Source organism: Bartonella sp. AP40SXNS, assembly GCF_042195825.1.
In the GTDB taxonomy this organism is placed as follows: Bacteria; Pseudomonadota; Alphaproteobacteria; order Rhizobiales; family Rhizobiaceae; genus Bartonella.
This window is the reverse complement of the sequence record NZ_JBHIPB010000068.1, coordinates 1-1,672: the sequence shown is the minus strand read 5'-3', so window position 1 is coordinate 1,672 and position 1,672 is coordinate 1. Positions and strand designations below refer to the sequence as shown.

At 38.8% G+C, this 1,672-nt stretch carries 2 protein-coding genes; both read left to right on the top strand.

All coding sequences use genetic code 11. The annotated features are described in order from the left end of the window. Position 1 precedes the first annotated feature (1 nt). Positions 2–664: a hypothetical protein gene (locus tag ACFILZ_RS09730; protein ID WP_375611050.1), complete on the top strand. Its 663-nt coding sequence runs from the start codon at positions 2–4 to the stop codon at positions 662–664. A gap of 100 nt (positions 665–764) precedes the next feature. Continuing rightward, complete coding sequence (locus tag ACFILZ_RS09725) at positions 765–1,544, top strand: hypothetical protein (RefSeq protein ID WP_375611051.1); 780 nt, start codon at positions 765–767, stop codon at positions 1,542–1,544. Positions 1,545–1,672 lie beyond the last annotated feature (128 nt).

The window sequence follows — 1,672 nt, the reverse complement described above, 5'->3', positions numbered from 1 at the left end:
TATGCAAAAAAAGTTTGCACTCACAAATGAGACACGTGTATTTAATAATCAAACTCTTTATCGCATTAAGGCATTAAAAGACTTTTCTGATGTCAAAGCTGGGTCTTTAGGCGGCTTTATCGAAAGTGAAAACAATCTCTCTCATGATGGCAATTGCTGGGTTTATGATAATGCTCTTGTTTTAAATCCTGCTCATATTTACGAAAATGCCAAGATTTTTAATAAGGCTATTATAATGGGCTTTGTTTATGGCAATGCTCATGTCTGTGATCACGCCCGCGTTTATGCAAATGCCCATGTTTATGACAATGCGCATCTTTCTTATAATGCTTGGGTTTATCATCAGGCGCGGGTTTATGGCAATGCAAAATTATCAGGAAGTGCACGTATTCATGGCAATGCCGAGGTTTATGATCATGCTTCTGTTAGTGGTGCTGCAAAGATTTATGGCAAGGTTTATGGTCGTGCTAGTGTGGGGTGCCATGCCAAGATTAAAGGCTGTGTTTATGGCAATGCAAAAATCTCTGGTTATTTCATGGTCATAGGTAATGTCTATGGCAATGCAAGGTTAAAAAGACATAGTGATCTTTATTGGGTTCCTAATGATTGTGAGGTTTATGAAAGCGATAACGTTGTAAAGGTTATTGCAAATAACGCTGCGTAAATAATGGCGCGGGGCGCGGCGGGGGCGCCTGCTTTCCAACCAAATTTCCCATTTCAAATTTTAGAAAACGTTTATCACATTAGATTGTGAGGGTATCTCTATGTGCAAAAAATACGAATTAACCAGTGAAATCAAAAAAATCAAACATGCTCTTACTCGAAATATTATAAACCTTTATCGCATTAAAGCTTTAAAAGATTTTGATGATGTACAGGCGGGGTCTTTAGGCGGCTTTATTGAAAAGGAAGTTAACCTATCCCATGATGGTAATTGCTGGGTGTATGATGATGCTTGTGTCTATGGTCATGCAAGAGTGTATGAAAATGCAAAAATACGGCATTTTTCTCAAGTTTGTGGTCAAGTCTATGGGAATTGTGAAATCTATGGCAAGGCTTTCATCTCTCAATACGCAAAAATTTATGACCATGCTTGTGTCTATGGCAATGCTCATGTTTATGGCAATGTTTATGGGTATGCTCATGTGAGTGGTGCTGCCCGCGTTCTTGCTGATGCTCATATTTATGATTATGCTCATGTTTCTTATGATGCTACGGTTTTTAGTTATGCACGCGTCTATGGTCGTGCCATTGTTGCTGGCTCTGCCCGTATTCATAGCTATGCCAAGGTTTATAATTATGCCTTTATTAATGGTCGTGCAAAAATACATGGCAAGGTCTATGGCGGTGCTTTGGTGGGCGGTTGTGCTGAAATTTATGGCTCTGTTTTTGGCAATGCCAAGGTTTTATTCTATACTAAGGTCTGGGGTCGCGCTTATGGCAATGCGAAATTAACCAAGAAAAGCAAAGTAAAGGAAGTTCCTATAAATTATGAGGTTTATGAAAGCGATAGCCTTGTCAAGATTGTTGATGAAACAGAATAAAAATAGACATGGGGGTGCCTTCTTGATGGCTATAAACGCATTATAAGATAATTGCTTAATATACATATCATAAAAGAGAGCATTCATAAAAGAAAGCCGTGTCAAGTGATATGACGCGGCTTTCAAAT